The organism is Actinoplanes philippinensis (genome assembly GCF_900113015.1).
Classification (GTDB): domain Bacteria; phylum Actinomycetota; class Actinomycetes; order Mycobacteriales; family Micromonosporaceae; genus Actinoplanes; species Actinoplanes philippinensis.
The window spans coordinates 206,822-224,593 of sequence record NZ_FONV01000003.1; the positions used below are offsets into that span (position 1 = coordinate 206,822).

Consider the following 17,772-nt stretch of genomic DNA (forward strand, 5'->3'; position numbering starts at 1 on the left):
GCCGCCTCGGTCGTCGGGTACCCGAGCTGGTCCAGCAGAATCGCCAGCCGCGCCCCGTCCGTACGCCGGATCGGCCGAAGTCGTAGATCCATGCGGGCAGTCTGCCAGCAGCGGGGTAGGTTGCCGGGCATGGAGAACGGCACGCTGGTCCGGTTGCGGCCCGCCACCCCGGAGGACGTCGCGGCACTGGCCGTGATCCGGTCGGCGCCCGAGGTGTACCGGCGGTGGGGCGGTGGTGACGACCTGGCCGCCGACGTCGCGGAGAGCCTCGCCGACCCGGACACCGAGGTGTACGTGATCGTCTACGAGGAACGGGTCGTCGGCGCCGTCCAGTGGAGTGAGGAGGCCGACCCCGGCTACCGGCACGCCGGGATCGACATCTACCTCTCCCCCACGGTGCACGGCCGCGGCCTGGGCGCCGACACGGTTCGCACGGTGGCCCGCCACCTGATCCACGACCTCGGCCACCACCGCCTGGTCATCGATCCGGCCGCCGACAACGAGGCCGCGATCCGCTGCTACGCCAAGGTCGGCTTCCGCCCGGTCGGCGTCATGCGCCGCTACGAGCGCGGCCCGGACGGCTCCTGGCACGACGGCCTGCTGATGGACCTGCTCGCCGAGGACCTGACGTGACTCCCCGGCGGGCTACCATGGAGAGTGGAGCTGACACCTGAGCAGATTTTCCAGCGGTATCTGTATGCCGGCGCGATCACCCGCGACCCTGATGCGATCGCCGCGATGTTCACCGAGGACGGCGTGCTCGAAGCGCCGCTGACTCCGGCCGGCCATCCCCTGCACCACCTCGCCGGGCGCGACGCCATCCGGGCCGGGACCGCGGCGTATCACCGGCTGCCGGGCCCCCCGGGCGCGGTCGACCTGGAACGCACCGGCTACCTCGTGCACGAGGCCACCGAGCCGGGCCTCTTCGTCGCCGAGATCGACGTCGTCCTGAATCAGCCCGACGGCAGCCGGACGACGATGTCCCTGGTCCAGATCTTCCGGGTCCGAGACGGCCGCATCGTCCGGCTGCGCGACTACTTCGCCGATCCCGCTTGACCGGCGGCCTATCCTTGACCGGACGCCTGTCACTCGTCGATGGCCCACGTGCGCCGCGAAGCACGTCTCGCATGACTCTCGATCTCTGGAGCGCCGCAGCTCCCGCACGATGAGGCCGGCCATCCGGGTCCGGACCCCGCAGGAGATCCGGACGGCCCGGCGACCCCGGCGGCACCGCTGCTGGGGTCACCTCGTCGCGGCGGCGCTGTGGCCGATGCACGACGCGAACCTGGGCACGCTCCTGCGTACCTGTGATGCCGTCGGCGCCTGTCTCGCGGTGCCACCGTTCCGCTGGGTCGACGACGCCCTGGCCCGCGGCAACACGCTGCGGCAGCCGGCCTGTGTGCACCGCGTCGGCAGCCCGCTCCCGTGGCTCGCCGACGAACGCCGGGCGGGGGCGGCGATCCTCGGCGTGGAGCTGGCCGACGAGGCGGTGCGGCTCGCCGATCTGCCCGCCGCCCGGCGCCGGACCGTGATGGTTCTCGGACACGAGGCCACCGGCATCCCACCGGAGGCGCTCGACCTGCTCGACGGCGCGGTGGAGATCCCGATGATCGGCACCGGGTCGAGCCTCAACGTCGCCGTCGCCGGATCGCTGGTGCTCTACCGGCTCGCCGGCCTGCTATAGCTCGATCTCCACCAGAGGGCTTCCGGTGATCCAGCTCTCCAGGTCGCCGCCCCGGCCCAGGGTGGGGACGATCTCGCCGAACACGCGGGCCCGCTCGTCCGGATCGGTCACCGGGCGTCCTCGTACCGCGAGATCCCGGTCTTCACTACCGCTCCAGCGCCCGCCGCGCCTCCTCGGAAACCGTCATGGAGCCATGCTGCGACCTGAAGCGGGCTTCAGGTCAAGCCGGTCACGGCTCGACGATGTCGCCGTCGACGACACGGTGGCCCGGTTGCGACAACTCCAAACCGGCGAGGTGATTCTTCAGCCTTCTGGCCATCGGCAGATAGGTCGCCAGGGTGAATCCGCCGGACACCACCGCGCCGATGATCGGGATCGCTTTGGAAACTGTCCGCGCGAATGTCTGTTTCGTCATGTGAACGCCGAGATATCCGGCGACCTTCTTCACCGCCGGATACACGACGCCTTTGGTGAGCGCCTGCTGCGGCAATTTCTTGACGGCCTGCTCCGAGAGCATGCCCGCGACCTTTCCGACAGCGGCGTTCGCCGATTGGGTGCCGACCATGACACCGACGAAGAGGGTGAGCACACCCTTGGTCGCGTCGTCCACGTCGTCACTGTCGTTGTCGAACAGATCGGGCCAACTGTAGAGGTAGGCCAGCTTCTGGGCGATACGCAGCATGTGCCCGAAATACTGGGCCACGTCGGCGGGGATCGTCGCCGGCAGGAAGAGCAGACCCGGGATCCCGGCCGCGGCGGAGAGGGCGCTCGCCTTCGCCGCCTCGTAGTTGATGGACTCGTTGGCCGCCTTGTCGAGGATCGCCAGAGGAATGCCCGCCGCCGCGGGACTCTCCGCGATCGCACGGCTGATCTCACCCTCGGAACAGTATTTCTTCAGAGCCGTCCGGAGATAGGCATTTCGTTCGATTCGCACACCCGGAAGCTTTGCCGCGCCCACCAGTAATGCGGTGAACGTCGAATCCGGGTTGTCCATGGCGTTGCTCGCGGTCACCACAGAAATGTACCGCCCCTCATCGCAGTGACGGATGGCGATAGGATCCGCCGCGAAGGGGGCCTCGTGAAACGCACGCTGTTACTTCTGCTGGTTCTCGTGGCCGGTGGCGCCTGGCTGATCGCCGGAGCCGACGGGGGTCTGCGCCGGGAGCACGTCACCGCCGCCGGGACACCGCTCGACGTGGTGCACCCGTCCGGGAGCGGCCGCCACCCCGGTGTGGTCGTCGCGCACGGCTTCTCCGGGTCCGCGAAGCTGATGGCCCCGTTCGGCGACACCCTGGCGGCCCGCGGCTATGTGGTCGTGCTGCTCGACTTCGCCGGCCACGGCGCCGAGACACGCCCGCTGCCGGACCAGACCGCGAGCACCGACAGCTCCACCGACGCACTGCAGGCCGGTCTCGCCACCGCGGTCGCCCACCTGCGGTCCCTGCCGGACGTCGACCCGGCCCGGATCGCGCTGGCCGGCCACTCGATGGGCGCGGGCGCCGTGACCCGCTATGCGGCCGCCCACCCCGACGTGACCGCCACCGTGGCGATCTCCCTGCCGAGCGCCGTCGTCGCCTCCGCCGAACGCCCCGCCCGCCTGCTCACCGTGGTCGGCGGCCTCGAGTTCCCCGGTTTCCGGGAGACCGCCGAAACCGTGGCCGCCCAGCGCGACGACCGTGCGATCCGCGTCGTCCCCGGCGTCGAGCACATCACCGTGCTCTATGCGCCGGACACCCACCGCGCCACCGCCGACTGGCTCGACCAGGCCTTCGGCAGCCCGAGCCCGGACGGCGCGATCCCCTTCCCGGGCCGCCGGGCGGCCGGCGGCGCCCTGCTCGGCCTGGCCGCCCTCCTCGGCCTCCACCCGCTGGCCGCCCGGCTCGGCGGGCGTCGCACCACACCCTCCCGGCCGGCGCCGCGCCTCACGATCACGGCGGTCGCGGCGGGAGCGGCGATCATCGGGGCCATCGCGGCCCGGCTCCTGCCGACCACGACCCTGCCCCTCGCGATAGGCGGTTACGTCGCCGCCTATGCGACCGTCACCGGGGCACTGCTCTGGGGGTACGCAGCCACGCGCACCCCGGCACACCTGAGGCACGAGGACCGTCCCGTGGTCCACCGGGCCGGCCGCTACCTGCTGGTCCCGGCCTACGCGGCGATCGCGATCGCCGTACCCGTGCATCTCGGAATGACCCACGCCCTCCCCGTCGGCGACCGCTGGTGGCTGCTCCCGATCATCTGGGCGGCGTTCGCCGTGCTCGCCTACGCCACCGAACGCGTCACCGGCGGCGACCCGGTCGCCGTCCTGGCCACGGCAGCGGTCTTCGTAGTGGTCCTGGCCGGCGCGGCGGTGTCCGGCCTGACCCACGGTTTCGTGATCCTGGTGCTGTTCCCCTTGATCGGCCTGCTGCTGTGGCAGGCGTTCTGGAGCTTCCTCCTGCACCGCTTCGCCGCCCCGGTCTGGGCGATCGCCCTGGCCGGTTCCCTGGTCGTCGCCTGGCCCCTGGCCGTAACCCTCCCACTGGTCGCCTGAACAACCCGCTGGCCCCTGGCCGTAACCCTCCCACCGGCCAGCTGAACAACCCGGTGGTCCCTCGCCGTAACCCTCCCACCGGCCAGCTGAACAACCCGGCCGAGCGCCGCTGCCCGGTCGCCGTGATCAGCCGAGGCGGCCACCCTCGCCGGCCCGGCAGCCTGCCGGACCGCACCCCCGCCGGATCCCGGCCCCGGCCCGGCGGCGACCACCACCAGTCCCCGTCTCACCGGCCGGCGCTACGGGCGGGCGGGGTGAAACCATTCAGCGCTATCGTCGTTCCATGATGGATCAACGGCCCACGCTCGCCGACGTGGCCCGGGCCGCCGGGGTGTCCCGGGCTGCCGCCTCCCGGGCGATGAACGGCGCCTACGGCGTCTCGGCGACCGTTCGTGATCGGGTTCGCGCGGTCGCCGCCGAGCTCGGTTTCGAGCCGCACGCGGTCGCCCGTGCCCTGGCGACCGGCCGGGCCAGCGCGGGCCGCCGGGACCGCATCGAGGTGCTGATCGTCGATCCGGATCCGGAGGCGATGAGCAACAAACCGTTCTACAGCCGGGTGCTGACCGGCGCGATGCGTGCCCTCGGCGATCACGACATCGCCCTCGAGGTGCGCCGGGTCGCCACCCTGCCTGCCGAGGACACCGATCCGCCGTTCGGCCGGTTGCTGATCAACGTGCCCGGCGCAGCCGGCGCCGCCTACGCCCGCCGGGGCCGCACGGTCGCGCTGGGGCGCTCGGCGCCGGGCGTCCGTTTCGTCGCCCCGGACAACGACGGCGGCGGCTATCAGGCGGCCGCCCATCTGGTGACCAGCGGACGCCGGCACATCGGCGCGGTCTTCGGCCCGCCCACCCCGTGCGCCGACGAGCGAAGGGCCGGCTTCATGCGGGTGCTGGCCGGCGCCGCCCGCCCCGCGACCACCGCCGACGGCGACTTCACGCGGTCTCGCGGCTACACCGCCACCAGGGAGTTGCTGGCCCGCGAACCACGTCTCGACGCCGTCTTCGCCTCCTGCGACGTCACCGCGATGGGGGTGCTCCAGGCGCTCCGCGAGGCGGGCCGCCGGGTGGCCGACGATGTCGCGGTGGTCGGTTTCGACGGCAGCACCCTGGCCGAGGCTGCCGACCTGTCCTCGGTCTACATGCCGGTCGAGGACGAGGCGACATCCGCGGTCCACCACCTGCTGGATCCGGCGCTGCCGTCCCCACCCCGCCTGCCCACCACACTGACCGTCCGAAGCTCCAGCTAGGAGGTTCGGGACCACCGCGCGGCTCGCAGCGCCGCGGCGACCTGCGCGACATCCCGATCGACGACGGCCTCCTCGCCGTCCACACACCGCGCTCCTTGTCGGCCACCCACGCCCCGAGGCTGCCGAGAGCCCGGGACCGGCGGGAGTCACCGGGGCGGCCGGCCGCGATGTGGTCCGCGAGACGTGGGGAGTCAGGGGGTGGACTCCTCGAAGAGCAGGAGTGTCCGGGTGCTCACCACGCCCGCCATGCCCTGGATCTCGTCGAGGACCAGGTGGCGCAACTCGGTGTTGTCGGCGACCCGGACCAGCAGGATCACGTCGAAGTCGCCGCCGACCAGGCCGATGTGCACCACTCCCGGGAGGGCGCGCAGCCGGCCGAGGACCTCGCGCCAGTTCGCCTGCTGCAGGTTGAGGGTCACGTACGCGGCGGTGGTCAGGCCGGCCGCGACCGGGTCGACGTCGGCGTGGAAGCCGCGGATCACGCCGGTCTGCTGCAGGCGGGCGACCCGGGCGTACGCGTTGGCGCGGGAGATGTGCAGCGTCTCGGCGAGGGTGCGCATGGACATCCGGCCGTCCCGGCCTAGTTCGGCGAGGATGCGCCGATCAGTCTCGTCGAGCACGTGACCACCTGTCTTCCCGGCCGGCCCCGCGACCGCCCGCCGAAAGACGATCGGCCCTCGAACCGGGGCCAAGACGAAACAATATCTCGTCTTTCTCCCACCTATGGTGATCGTTTGGCAAGCGTTCCAGAATCCGTGCATGACACGTGACGCAGCTCTCCTGCTGCCGTCCACGGAGCCGGTGACGCTCATCGACCCGGACGGCCACCCCGTTCCGCACGTCGGCCACGATCTGCCCGACCCTCAGGCACTGGTGGGCGCGTACGCTGCCCTGATCTCCGCCCGCCGTTTCAACGACCAGGCGAACGCTCTGGTCCGCCAGGGCAGGCTGGCCGTCTATCCCTCCTCGCACGGGCAGGAGGCCTGCCAGGTCACCTGCGTCCAGGTCCTCGACGACGGCGACTGGCTGTTCCCCACGTACCGCGACAGCGCGGCGATCGTGGCCCGCGGTGTGGACCCGGTGCAGGCGCTGACGCTGCTGCGCGGCGACTGGCACAGCGGCTACGACCCGCATGCCACCCGGGTCGCGCCGCAGGCGACGCCGCTGGCCACGCATCTGCTGCACGCGGTCGGGGTGGCGCACGCGGCCCGGTTGCGGGGCGAGCCGACGGTGGTGATGGCGCTCTGCGGGGACGGCGCGACCAGCGAGGGCGACTTCCACGAGGCGCTCAACTTCGCCGCTGTCTTCCGTACCCCCGTGATCTTCTTCATCCAGAACAACGAATACGCCATCTCGGTGCCGCTGGCTCGCCAGACGGCCGCGCCGTCGCTGGCGCACAAGGGCATCGGGTATGGCGTGCCCGGCGAACGCGTCGACGGCAACGACGTCGCCGCCCTGCTCACGGTGCTCGGCGCCGCCGTGGCCCGGGCGCGTGCCGGTGAGGGTCCGCAGCTGGTGGAGGCGCACACCTACCGGGTGCAGGCGCACACGAACGCCGACGATCCGGGCCGTTACCGCTCCGCCGACGAGGTCACCCCGTGGCTGGCCCGCGATCCGATCCTGCGGTTGGAGACCCATCTGCGGGGGCGCGGGCTTCTCGATGACCAGACCTCGAGCGGGTACGCCGAGCAGGCCGATCAGCTGGCCGCACGGATGCGCGCCGGACTGGGCGAGGACACGCCCTCCGACTACCGGGACCTGTTCGCCCACGTCTACGCCGAGCCCACCCCCCAACTGCGCGAACAGCAGGCTCTCGTCGCCGACGAGCTGTCCCGTGAGGAGGCCCGATGATGCCCGCCGAGAAACTCACCATGGCCGCCGCGCTCAACCGGGCGATGCGCGACGCCCTGCGCGCCGACCCGGCGGTGGTCGTCTTCGGGGAGGACGTCGGCCCGCTCGGCGGTGTCTTCCGGGTCACCGACGGTCTGACCGCCGAGTTCGGTGACCAGCGCTGCTTCGACACGCCGCTGGCCGAGTCGGGGATCCTCGGCATGGCCATCGGGATGGCGATGAACGGCATGCGCCCGGTCGTGGAGATGCAGTTCGACGCGTTCGCGTATCCGGCGTTCGAGCAGCTGGTCAGCCATGCGGCGAAGATGCGCAACCGGACCCGGGGCCGGCTGGAGGTGCCGCTGGTGATCCGGGTGCCGTACGCGGGCGGGATCGGCGGGGTCGAGCACCACTGCGACTCGTCGGAGGCCTACTACGCGCACACCCCGGGCCTGCACGTGGTGGCGCCCTCGGATCCGGCCGACGCGTACGGCCTGCTCCGCAAGGCCATCGAGTCCGCCGACCCGGTCGTCTTCCTGGAGCCGAAGAAGCTCTACTTCTCGAAGGCGGAGGCGGATCTGACCGCCCCGGTGCCGCCGATCGGCAAGGCGGTGATCCGCCGGCCGGGCACCGACGCCACGCTGATCGCCTACGGCCCGGCGGTGCCGATCGCCCTGGAGGCCGCCGAGGCCGCCGCCCAGGAGGGCCGCAGCCTGCAGGTGGTCGACCTGCGTTCGATCGTGCCGTTCGACGACGAGACCGTCTGCGCGGCGGTCCGCTCCACCGGGCGGGCCGTGGTGGTGGCCGAGGCCGCCGGGTTCGCGAGTGTGTCGTCCGAGGTGGTGGCCCGGGTGACCGAGCGCTGCTTCCACTCGCTGCACGCCCCGATCCGGCGGGTCACCGGGTTCGACATCCCCTACCCGCCGCCGAAACTGGAGCACGTCCACCTGCCGTCGGTCGACCGGATCCTGGACACCGTCGATGAGCTGCAATGGGAGTACGCGTGAGCGCCCCGGCCACCACCGCCCGCACCTTCGTGCTGCCCGACCTCGGCGAAGGGCTCACCGAGGCGGAGATCGTGCGCTGGTTCGTCGCCGAGGGTGACGTGATCGAGGTCGACCAGCCGGTGGCCGAGGTGGAGACCGCGAAGGCCGTGGTCGAGGTGCCGTCGCCCTATGCCGGCCGGGTCGCGACCCGGCACGCCGCCGAGGGCACGACCCTCGACGTCGGCTCGCCGCTGATCACGGTCGCGGCGCTGGAGCCGGCCGCCGAGACCTACCGTGCGGAGGAGCGGGCCGGATCGGGCAACGTCCTGATCGGGTACGGGACCAAACCCGGCCCGGCGACGACGGCCCGGCACCGCCGCCCGCGCAACCCACGACCGGCCGCCCCCGAGCCGCCGGCCCGTCCGTCCGCGCCGAAGGTGGCGTCACCGCTGGTCCGGCGGCTGGCCCGGGAGAACGGCGTCGACCTGGCCACCCTGCGCGGCACCGGCCCGGACGGCGTGATCACCCGCCAGGACGTGGAGTCGGCGGCCCGCCACGACGTGCCGCCCGCGCCGGCGGCTCCGCTGCCCGTGACCGGCGAGCGGCGGGTTCCGCTGAACGGTTTCCGGAAGCAGGTGGCGGCCGTCCTGAGCCGCAGCCGGGCGGAGATCCCCGAGGCCACGGTCTGGGTGGACGTCGACGCGACGGCCCTGTGGGAGCTGCGCGAACGGGGCCGCGGCCGGCCCGGGTCGCCGGGGCTGCTGGCCTACGTGGCGAGGTTCACGGTGGCGGCGCTGCGCGAGTATCCGGTGTTCAACGCGCGGCTCGACACCGAACGGCAGGAGGTCGTCGAACTCGACCGGATCAACCTGGGCATCGCCGTGCAGAGTCCCCGCGGGCTGGTGGTGCCGGCCGTGACCGACGCGCAGACGATGACGGCGACCACTCTGGACGTCGCCATCCGGGACGTGACGGCGCGGGCGCTGCGCGGCGAGTCGACACCGGCGGAGTTGTCGGCGGGGACGTTCACGCTGAACAACTACGGCGCGTTCCGGGTCGACGGCAGCGCGGCGATCATCAACCATCCGCAGGTGGCCATGCTCGGGCTCGGCCGGATCATCGACCGGCCCTGGGTGGTGGACGGCGCTCTGGCCGTACGAAAGATCGCGCAGTTGTCCTTTGTTTTTGATCATCGGGTGTGTGACGGCGGTGCGGCGGCCGGCTTTCTGCGCGCGGTGGCCGACGGAATGGAGGATCCGTCGTCGGCGCTGGCCCGCCTCTGATCCGGCGCAGATCCTCGTATCGGAGCGCGCGGCGCCGATGGTCCGGGAGACTTGATTCCTCCTCGGCGGTGTCGTACCCGCGCGAAAGGTTGTTCGGCCATGAGTTGGATGCACCGTGTCGCCCCACGGCTGGTTGCCGCGTTCGCCGTCCCGCTGGTGGTGCTGAGCGTCGTCGGTGCGGTGGCCTACCGGAACACCAGCACGCTGCAGATGAACAGTCGTCAGGTGGTCCACACCTACCAGGTGCTGGAGGGGCTGGAGAAGATCACCGGGGCGCTCAAGGACGCGGAGACCGGTCAGCGCGGCTACCTGATCACCGGCAGCGACGCGTACCTCGCGCCGTACACCGCCGCGTCCCAGGCGGTGACCGGGCTGATCGACGACGTCGCGGAGCTCACCGCCGACAACCCGGCGCAGCAGGACCGTATCGCCGAGCTCCGGCCGCTGGTGAAGGCCAAGTTCGACGAGCTGGGTCAGACGATCGAACTGCGCCACACCGACGGGTTCGAGGCGGCGCGGGCCGTGGTGCAGACCGACAAGGGCAAATCGGTCATGGACCAGATCCGGACGGTTCTGACCGACATGGGCGAGGCGGAGTCCGGCCTGCTCGCGACGCGTGCCGCCTCGACGAAGGACACCGCCGACAATTCCCGGACGGCCATCCTCGCCGGTGTCGCGCTGGCCGTGTTCCTCGTGGTGCTCCTCGCCTGGCTGCTGGCCCGCAGCATCGTACGGCCGCTCGCCGGGCTGACCTCGCGCCTGACGGAGATCGCCGACGGCGAGGGCGACCTCACGAACCGGGTCGACGAGACCCGGCGAGACGAGTTCGGCGCCCTCGGCACGGCGTTCAACCGGTTCGTGGCGAAGCTGGCCGGCATCATCGGGCAGATCGGCGAGCAGGCGACCTCTCTCGCCGCGGCCAGCGAACAGCTCTCGAGCGGAACCCGGCACATCGCCGGCTCCGCCGAGCAGACCTCCCGTGAGGTCGGCGGCGTCGCCGGGTCGACCGAGGCGATGAGCAACGCGCTGGCCACGGTGGCCGCCGGCGCCGAGGAGATGGGCGCCTCCATCCGCGAGATCGCCACCAGCACGTCCGACGCCAGCCAGGCCGGTGTCGAGGCGGTACGCGTCGCGGAGGAAGCGAGCCGCACCGTCACCACGCTGGGCCAGTCGTCGGCCGAGATCACCGACGTGGTCAACCTGATCACCGCCATCGCCGAGCAGACCAACCTGCTGGCGCTCAACGCGACCATCGAGGCGGCCCGCGCCGGGGAGTCCGGCAAGGGCTTCGCCGTGGTCGCCAGCGAGGTCAAGGATCTCGCCCAGGAGACCGCGCGGGCCACCGAGGACATCAGCAGGCGGGTCCAGGACATCCAGCGCAGCGCCTCCGCCACGAGCGAGGCGATCAGCCGGGTGACCGAGATCGTGGCCCGGGTCAACGACTACCAGACCACCATCGCCTCGGCGGTCGAGGAGCAGACCGCGACCACCTCCGAGATGTCCCGCAACGTCACCGAGGCGTCCTCCAGCAGCCGTGACGTCTCGAACAGCCTGGCCACCGTCTCCACAGCGGTGTCCGAGACCTCCACGGCCATCGTCGCCTCGGAACAGGCGGTCGCCGAGCTGGCCCGGATGAGCGGCACCCTGCACGGCCTGGTGGGGCAGTTCAAGTACTAGTCAGCTGACGCCCTCGGCGGCACGCAGCTGGTCCAGGACGAGCGGATCGATGGCGCCGGCCACGATCCGCTCCTCCAGGTTCTCGACTCCGGCCCAGCTCGCCAGCGCCTCGTCCAGGTCGGGACCGGTGTGGCCGGCCGCCGCCAGCCGGGCACGGACCTCGCCGGCGATCTCGCCGGTCAGCGGGATCAGGGTGGCCGGGTCGGGGCGTTCGAAGTAGAGGGTGTGCAGGTCGAGCAGGCGGACCAGCTCGGTGACCGGGTCCGGGTGGTCGTCGACCCGTAGGTCGGCCAGGACGTCGCTCGTGCCCCCATACCCCATCCCCTTGGCGACCACCAGCAACGCCGCGCTCTGCCGCCCCCGCCGGTCACCGCCGGCCAGGTCACCGGCGCGCAGCGCGCCGAGCAGCCGATACGGCAACCGGGGCTGGTCCGCCCCGGCCAGCCACGCGGCCTCCATGTCGGCGACCACCCGCGGGCCGGCCAGCATGTTGCCCTGGATCGCGTAGCCGTCGCCGGCCGCACCGCCCGCCCACGGATGGCACTCGTCGCCGGTGAACGTGGCGCCCGGGCCGGTCGCGCCCACCACGCCGACCTGCCGGTGCGCGACCGGGCCCGCGTCGCCCGCGATCAGCGCCCGCACGGTGCTCGCCGCGGTCGCCCCGGTGCCCAGCAGGGCGAGGCCCTGCGGACGGTAGGCGAGGTTCGCATACGACTGGGTGGCCACCGCGCCGACGTCGGCCAGGGCGGCCGGAACCGCCGCCCCGACACCGAGGAACTTGCTGGCCACCGCGACGCCGAGCACGGCGCCGTCGGCGGAGCGGGCAACGATCGAGAAGGTCATGGCGAGACGGTACGCCGTTCGTGGATCACCCGTACCGAGGGGAGGATCCGCCACTCGGCCGAATCACCGACCGCCGGGGGCGTACCCCGGAGCAATCCGATCTCGCCCGTCGTCCCCGGGTGGGACCGTCGGCGAAAGCCGGCGGATCGGAGGCCCGACGTGACAGTGGTGGACGATGCGCGCGGATCCGTCCGGCGCACGGTGGCGTTCGCCGTCGCCATGACGGTTCTGCTGGGGTCCGCCCGGGCGGGGGCCTCCGAGGTCACCGTGTGGGTGGTGTTCGGGGTGTTCATCAGCGTCTCGACGATCTGGATCCGCGGCCAGTACGTGGACAGCATGGACGGCCGGCAGTGGGTGATGCCCTGGCGGGTGGGCGCGGTGCTCGCCGTCGTCGCGGCCGTCCTGTTCGCGCTGCCCGGGGCGTCGTGGTTCGGCGCCGGGTTCTGCAGCGTCGGCGCGCTGGTCCTGCTCTACCTGCTCGCCGGCTCGGTGCTCACCCATCTGCGGCAGAGCCCGTCGGTCACGGTGGGGCGGTGGCGGGTGACGACCGGCCGGTTCGGTGTGTGGCTCACCGGCGTCGCTGTGCTGACCGTCCTGGCCGGCGCGCTGCTCCTGGGTTCCGGTCTGCCGATCCTCGTGGGCGCGGCCGTCCTCGGGCTGGGCGCGTTGCTGCTGCTTCCGGCCGGGCTGGCCCTCACGGCCGAGGGTGCGCTGCGCCGGTTGTGCCGGCGGGACCGGGCCACCGGGCTGCTGTGGGGACTCGGCGTGGGCGGGGTGGCGGTCTTCGCCGGGGCCACCCGTCTCGCCGTGATGGTGAGTGGCTCGCGGTGGCTGACCGTCGTGCTGGTGGTCCTCGGGCTGCTGGTGATCGTCCTGGTGTCGACGACCCGGGCCGACATCGTCGCCGCGCTCGCGCTGGTCGCGCTGATGGGGGTGACGCCGTCCCAGGAGCCTCAGCGGGAGACCCCGGATCCCGCCGGGCGCCGCAACGTGCTGGTGGCCATCGGCGACTCGTACATGTCCGGTGAGGGCGCGCGGGTCTACTACCACGGCACCGACAATGGCGGTGTCAACGAGTGCCGCCGGGCGCCGACCGCGTGGGCGGCGATGGCCGCTCAGGCCCACTTCTACGGCATCCAGTTCCTGGCCTGCTCCGGCGCCCGGACGCGGCACATCCTCACCGCGACCCCGCCGGACACCGGCTCGCCGGACACCGAGGCGTCCGAGGAGAAGGTCCGGGTCGGCATGGACCCCGGCCCGGAGCCGCAGTACCCGTCGGAGCGGTACACCCAGCTCGACGCGTACCTCGCGGCGAAGGCGGACCCGGCCGCCGACTTCCAGCCGTCGATGGTGGTGCTGAGCATCGGCGGCAACGACGCGGGCTTCTCGTCGATCGGGGAGATGTGTGTGGCGCCCGGCGACTGCACCGAACGGCGGGAGCTGTGGGAGCGGACGGTTCCGCAGTTGCGGGCACAGCTGCGGGTCGCCTACTACGAGGTGGACCGGATCTTCCGGAACATCCCGGTGGTGGTGGTCCCCTACCCGGACCCGATCGCGGTCCGCGGCGACGAGTGCACCGACGTCGCGCTCTCCGCCCGGGAGCAGGCCTTCATCCACGAGTACGTGACACAGACGCTGAACCCGGCGATCCGCGCCACCGCCCGGGAGTACGGGTTCCACTACCTCCAGGAGATGGAGGACGCGCTGGCGGTCGCGAACCTGCAGCTCTGCGACCGCAACAACGACAACCGGCCCGGCATCAACTTCATCGGCCTGCGCTCGGTGGACGGCTTCGCGCAGCATCGCTTCAACCCGGCCAAGTGGATGCACGGCAGTCTGCACCCCAACGAGCGCGGGCATGCCGCGATGCTGCGGGCCTTCGAGCGATGGCGGGAGAAGCAGGACCCGTACATCGCAGCCCGGGAGCGGATCAACTTCGCCGCCTCGGTACGCAGCCGCAGCGAACTGCACAAACTGGATCTGGCCAGCCCGAGCGAGGTGGAACGCACGGCGGAGGCGGGCCGGCCGCCGTGCGACCTGCTCGCCGCCGCCGAGGACGGATGCCGCCGGCAGGCACAGACCTGGGCCTACCGGAAGATCGGCCAGCGGCTCACCGAGGACGGGCTCTGCCTGTGGATCACCGCGGCCGTCGGCGGCGCCTGGTGCGTCGGCGTCGCGTTCTTCGGCCATCGCCGCCGGGTGTGGGCACGCCGCCGTCCGGTACGAAGGGACGGACCGCCGTCCGGACCTGGCGGCCGCCGAGGGCCCCAACCACGGCAGGGAACCGCGGACGGGCCGGCTGTCGATGCTGCGGGCGTGGCACGAGCGGGACCCGGTGGACGCCGGTGAACGAGGCCGCAACGAGATCATTTCGGGCGGACCAGCACAACCGGAGCCCGTTCATCGAGCACCCGGAGTGGGTCGACGAGGTCTTCCGAGCACAAACCCCCGGTGCGCGAACCGCTGCACCGGGGGTTTGGCGTAGGGCCGGGCCAGGGGACGGTCCGGGCCGGCCGAGGGGAGGTCAGGCGTTGTGCATGGCCGTGGTGTAGCGGCGGGCGGCGTCCTGGCGGCTGAGGATGGTGTCGATCTCGGCGGTCTCGGCGGCGGTGTGCCGGCCGAGCATGAGGTCGAGCTCGCTGCGTTCCGCGGCGGTGCGGAAGGCCGCGAGCTCGTCGCTCAGGCGGCGGTGGGCGCGGCGTTCGGCGAGACGGTGGGACAGGGTGGTGCGGGCGTTGCGGATGAACTTCACGGCGAGACTCCTCGACGGATAGTGACGGGGACTCTGACGTGTTCAACGATCTCCCAGTCCGGCGTCATCCCCAAATCCACCAGGTAAAACTCTCGTGCGGAAAGTGACCGCCACCACCGGATTCGGGTAACCCAGGTCACTGTGCGTTGTGGAGTGGCTGGTCAGGACGGGCTGGTGATCTCGCCCACCGGAAGGGCCGACAGCAGTTGCGTACGGGACCGGACGCCCAGTTTGCGGTAGACCCGGGTGAGCGTCGCCTCGACCGTCTTGACGCTCAGATACAGCCGGGTGGCGATCTCCCGGTTGCTCGCGCCGTCCCGGACCATCCCGGCGATCCGCAGCTCGGTGGAGGTCAGCCCCTGATCGGGAGTCCCCTCGGTGCGGGCCATCGCCCGTTCCGCCTCGAGCAGCCACGGCCGGGCCTCGGCAAGACGGAACAGCGCCGACGCCTCACCGATCGCCTGGCGCGCGGCGGCATACCGTCGCCGCCGCCGTTCCGCCCCGGCCACCACGAGCAGGGCGTGCGCCTGCTCGACCGGCTGGCGCAGCAGCTCGAAGTGCTTGGCGGCCGCGGTGGCCAGGTCGGCGGCGGTGTCGGCCTGTCCGGACTCCGAGTTGACGATCGCCGCGGCCCGGTGCAGGTATCCCCTGAGGGCGGGGGTGCTGCCGAGCCGTTCGGCGGCCGCCTTGGCCAGCGCCAGGGTGGTCGCCGCCTCACCGTGCTCGCCCAGCGACGCGAGCGCCGCGGCCAGGTCGGCGCGCCACCGCACGATCATCGGGTCCGAGCTGCCCGCCTCCGCCTCCTGGTCACGCAACATGCGCAGGGTGGCCACCCCGGCCCGGCCGTCGCCGGCGCGGACCTGCGCCTGCCCGAGAGCGTGCAGCAGCCGGCGCAGGTAGAGGCTGTCGCCCTCCTGCTGGGAGGAGCGGATGCCCCGCCGGGCGAAGCCGGCCGCCGCCTCCAGACTGCCGCCGGCCAGCTCCGCGACAGCGGCGGTGTACCAGGTGGGGCCGGGGCTCAGGCCCGCCTCCTGTGCGGCCCGGACGGCGCGGTGGGCGTACCGCAGAGCCTCCTGGCACCGGCCCGCCCTGGTGGCCACCTCGGAGAGGCTGCGCAGCACCTCGACCCGCGCCTCGCCGACCCGGTCGTGCTCGGCGACCGCGAGCAGCCGCAGCAGTTCGGCGCGGGCCTCGTCGAGCCGGTCGTCGAAGAGCGCGAACCGCGCCGCCATGTAGTGCGGGCCGTAGTGCAGCCAGTCCGGCGCGGGCGCGGCGGGCAGCGCCATCGCCCGCTCCAGGGTGTCCTGCCAGCGGTCCTCACCCTGCACCCGCTGAATCTGCGCCTGCATGGTCAGCGCCATCGCCTCGATGGTCAGGTCGCCGCTGAGCCGGGCCGCCTCCTCGGCGCGCCGGGCCTCGTCGGCGCCCGCGTCCAGGTCGCCGACCAGGAACGCCGCCCAGGTCAGCCGCAACCGCACCGGCGCGGCCAGCGCCGGGTCGTCACCGGCCTCGGCGAGGGCGGCGGCGAACGTCTCGCCCATCTCGGCGAGCGCCTGCCCGGCCAGGTCGAGCAGCACCAGCCGGGCCCGGACCCGGTGGCCGGCCGGGGCGTCGGCGGCCAGCACGGCCTCCGCGGCGCGGCCGGCCAGCGCGGGCGAGCCGCCGGTGATCGCCGTGCGGGCCGCGGTGACCAGCCAGTCGAGACGGTCGGCGGACCGGTCCGGGGTGCACCGCTCGGCGGCGAGAAGATACAGCTCGGCGGCGGTGCGCTCGGCGCCGCGCTGCGCGCATCGGCCGGCCGCGGCGGCCAGACCGGCGGCGACGGCGGCGTCCGGGCGGGCGGTGCGCAGCGCCTGCTGGCGAAGAGCCTCGACCGGGTCGTACGCCGCCGCGGCGAGCTCGGCGTGGACCTGGCTGCGCCGCGCTGCCGGAGTCTCCTCGGCGAGCACCTGGGCCAGCAGCGGCGGCGTGAACCGGATCCGCTCCCCGGACACCTCGATCACCCCGGCGGCGACCGCGGCCCGCAGCTCCCGGGCGGCGTCGTCACGGCCGGCGCGCAGCATCAGCCCGAGCGTCGGCTCGGTGGCCAGCGCGGCGGTGAGCAGGGTGTCGAGGGCCTCGGCCGGGAGCAGCGCGAGCCGCTCGCGGGCCATTTCCCGGACCGGCTCGGGCAGCGGGGCGGGCCGCCACGACGGGCCGCGGGCGACGGCGCCGCCGAGGGCGAGAGCGAGGAACGGGTTGCCGGCGCTGGCCCGGTGCAGCTGGCTCGCCGTACGGCAGGGAAGCCCGTGTGATTCGAGCAGGGCGGTCAGGTCGTCCGGGGACAGCGGCGGCACGGCCAGCTCGACGGCGGGCGCCGGGCAGAGCCGGACGGCACGCGACGGACCCGGCCGGCGTTCGGCGGCGAGCATCCGGACCCGGGCGCCGGGCCGGCGGCGCATCGCGAAGGAGATCAGCTCGGCCGACTCGGGGTCGAGCCACTGGGCGTCGTCGAGGACGATCAGGACCGGCCCGGTGCGGGCGCAGTGGGCCAGCAGCTCGGGCAGGACCAGGCGCCGGGCCAGGGCCGGGACGCCGGTGCGGGAGGGACGGCCCTGGCGCAGCGCGGCCAGCGAGTGCCGTGGCGCGGGCGCGAGGGCGGCGACCGCCTCGGCCGGCACCTGGCGCAGCAGGTCGGCGACCCCGGCGTAGGCCAGGACGCGCTCGCCGCGGGCCGGGCGCAGGCGGAGAACCGTCTCCCCCCGTGCCGCGGCCTGGTCGGCGACGGTGTCGAGCAGTGCGGTGCGGCCGATGCCGGGCGGGCCCTGCAGAGCGACCCCGCCCCCGGCGGCGAGCCGGGCGTCGATGGCCGCGAGCAGGGCCTCCCGGCCCAACAGAGAGGGCATTGAGCTCCCACCCCCCTAGGACTGAAGCCGTCAGCCTAGGAACACAGACGCAC

The 17,772-nt window shown here is 73.0% G+C and carries 15 protein-coding genes; 10 read left to right on the top strand and 5 right to left on the bottom strand.

The features are described 5' to 3' along the window. The first annotated feature begins 129 nt into the window (after positions 1 to 129). The 3 genes from BM290_RS07840 (at position 130) to BM290_RS07850 (ending at position 1,684) form a co-directional block, all read left to right on the top strand. On the top strand, positions 130 to 633 hold the full coding sequence (locus BM290_RS07840) for a GNAT family N-acetyltransferase (protein WP_093611547.1): 504 nt from the start codon (positions 130 to 132) through the stop codon (positions 631 to 633). Between the two features lie 24 nt (positions 634 to 657). Then, positions 658 to 1,056, top strand: a complete 399-nt coding sequence (locus BM290_RS07845; RefSeq protein WP_093611549.1) for a nuclear transport factor 2 family protein — start codon at positions 658 to 660, stop codon at positions 1,054 to 1,056. Between the two features lie 109 nt (positions 1,057 to 1,165). After that, entirely contained in the window at positions 1,166 to 1,684 is a 519-nt protein-coding gene (locus tag BM290_RS07850; RefSeq protein ID WP_093611551.1) for a TrmH family RNA methyltransferase, read from the top strand. Positions 1,685 to 1,913: 229 nt separating this feature from the next. Here the strand turns inward: BM290_RS07850 and BM290_RS07860 are convergent, their stop codons facing one another. Then, a complete protein-coding gene (locus BM290_RS07860; RefSeq protein ID WP_203779048.1) occupies positions 1,914 to 2,696 on the bottom strand; it encodes a hypothetical protein in 783 nt (260 codons plus the stop codon). Positions 2,697 to 2,762: 66 nt separating this feature from the next. Here BM290_RS07860 and BM290_RS07865 point away from each other — a divergent pair, with 66 nt between their 5' ends. Then, a complete protein-coding gene (locus tag BM290_RS07865; RefSeq protein ID WP_143133657.1) occupies positions 2,763 to 4,217 on the top strand; it encodes a dienelactone hydrolase family protein in 1,455 nt (484 codons plus the stop codon). Between the two features lie 283 nt (positions 4,218 to 4,500). Continuing rightward, positions 4,501 to 5,463: a LacI family DNA-binding transcriptional regulator gene (locus BM290_RS07870; protein ID WP_093611555.1), complete on the top strand. Its 963-nt coding sequence runs from the start codon at positions 4,501 to 4,503 to the stop codon at positions 5,461 to 5,463. A gap of 191 nt (positions 5,464 to 5,654) precedes the next feature. Here the strand turns inward: BM290_RS07870 and BM290_RS07875 are convergent, their stop codons facing one another. Continuing rightward, positions 5,655 to 6,083, bottom strand: a complete 429-nt coding sequence (locus BM290_RS07875) for an Lrp/AsnC family transcriptional regulator (RefSeq protein WP_239143243.1) — start codon at positions 6,081 to 6,083, stop codon at positions 5,655 to 5,657. Between the two features lie 139 nt (positions 6,084 to 6,222). Between BM290_RS07875 and BM290_RS07880 the strand changes: the two genes are divergently transcribed. The 4 genes from BM290_RS07880 (at position 6,223) to BM290_RS07895 (ending at position 11,239) form a co-directional block, all read left to right on the top strand. Beyond that, entirely contained in the window at positions 6,223 to 7,314 is a 1,092-nt protein-coding gene (locus BM290_RS07880; RefSeq protein WP_093611557.1) for a thiamine pyrophosphate-dependent enzyme, read from the top strand. Next, complete coding sequence (locus BM290_RS07885; protein WP_093612407.1) at positions 7,314 to 8,300, top strand: alpha-ketoacid dehydrogenase subunit beta; 987 nt, start codon at positions 7,314 to 7,316, stop codon at positions 8,298 to 8,300. Before BM290_RS07880 ends, BM290_RS07885 begins: the two co-directional genes overlap by 1 nt. Continuing rightward, a complete protein-coding gene (locus tag BM290_RS07890; RefSeq protein ID WP_373871009.1) occupies positions 8,297 to 9,562 on the top strand; it encodes a dihydrolipoamide acetyltransferase family protein in 1,266 nt (421 codons plus the stop codon). The genes BM290_RS07885 and BM290_RS07890 overlap by 4 nt, the downstream gene beginning before the upstream one ends. A 99-nt stretch (positions 9,563 to 9,661) precedes the next feature. After that, positions 9,662 to 11,239 (top strand): methyl-accepting chemotaxis protein, encoded by a 1,578-nt coding sequence (locus tag BM290_RS07895; protein ID WP_093611561.1) that lies wholly within the window; start codon positions 9,662 to 9,664, stop codon positions 11,237 to 11,239. On the opposite strand, the gene BM290_RS07900 is transcribed toward BM290_RS07895, so the two are convergent. Then, a complete protein-coding gene (locus BM290_RS07900) occupies positions 11,240 to 12,082 on the bottom strand; it encodes a DUF1028 domain-containing protein (protein WP_093611563.1) in 843 nt (280 codons plus the stop codon). Between the two features lie 159 nt (positions 12,083 to 12,241). Between BM290_RS07900 and BM290_RS07905 the strand changes: the two genes are divergently transcribed. Next, positions 12,242 to 14,431 (top strand): GDSL-type esterase/lipase family protein, encoded by a 2,190-nt coding sequence (locus BM290_RS07905; RefSeq protein ID WP_218163284.1) that lies wholly within the window; start codon positions 12,242 to 12,244, stop codon positions 14,429 to 14,431. Positions 14,432 to 14,606: 175 nt separating this feature from the next. Here the strand turns inward: BM290_RS07905 and BM290_RS07910 are convergent, their stop codons facing one another. Then, positions 14,607 to 14,834, bottom strand: coding sequence for a hypothetical protein (locus BM290_RS07910; protein WP_093611564.1), 228 nt, complete (start codon positions 14,832 to 14,834; stop codon positions 14,607 to 14,609). A 161-nt stretch (positions 14,835 to 14,995) separates the two neighbouring features. Beyond that, entirely contained in the window at positions 14,996 to 17,719 is a 2,724-nt protein-coding gene (locus BM290_RS07915) for a helix-turn-helix transcriptional regulator (RefSeq protein WP_093611565.1), read from the bottom strand. Between the last annotated feature and the right edge of the window lie 53 nt (positions 17,720 to 17,772).